Source organism: Microbacterium sp. FG3 (assembly GCF_057809335.1).
In genome coordinates, this window is the sequence record NZ_JBMDJT010000077.1 from 1 (window position 1) to 709 (window position 709).

At 69.3% G+C, this 709-nt stretch carries 1 protein-coding gene; it reads left to right on the top strand.

Annotated features, from left to right (window positions below; translation table 11 throughout):
- Positions 1-709, top strand: a 709-nt coding sequence (locus tag ACODR5_RS13520; protein ID WP_488983913.1) for an ISL3 family transposase, incomplete at both ends; no start/stop codon positions are given.

Genomic DNA, 709 nt, shown 5'->3' on the forward strand with positions numbered 1-709 from the left:
TGGCGGGCCGTTGAGCCCGAACTCGTCAAGCTGGCTGCCGACGAGTCCCGGTTCGAGAACGTCACCACCCTCGGCGTCGACGAGCACATCTGGCATCACGTCGACTCCCGCAAGCGCGGCCCGAAGGAGCTGACCGGGATGGTCGACCTGACCCGGGATGAGCACGGTCGCACCCGTGCCCGGCTGCTCGACCTCGTGCCGGGCAGATCGGGGAAGGCCTACGCGGCCTGGCTCGACGAGCGCGGCGACGCGTTCCGGAACAACGTGAAGGTCGCGGCGTTGGACCCGTTCGCCGGATACAAGACCGCGATCGACGACAAGCTCGAGGACGCCGTCGCGGTGCTCGACGCGTTCCACGTCGTCAAGCTCGGCACCGCCGCCGTCGACGAGGTCCGCCGACGTGTCCAGCAGGACACCCTCGGTCACCGCGGCCGGAAGGGCGATCCGCTCTACGGGATCCAGACCATCCTCCGCGCCGGCGCCGAGAACCTCACCGAGAAGCAGCGGGCACGGCTGGTCGCGGCGATCGAAGCCGCCCCTGCCCATGATGAGGTGTTCGTCGCGTGGCAGTGCGCGCAGCAGCTGCGCTCCGCCTATCACCAGAAGGACCTCGCCGAAGGGCGGAAGATCGCAGAGAAGGTCGTGGAGTCGTTCCACACCTGCCCGATCCCCGAGATTGCACGCCTCGGCCGCACCCTCCGGCGGTGGA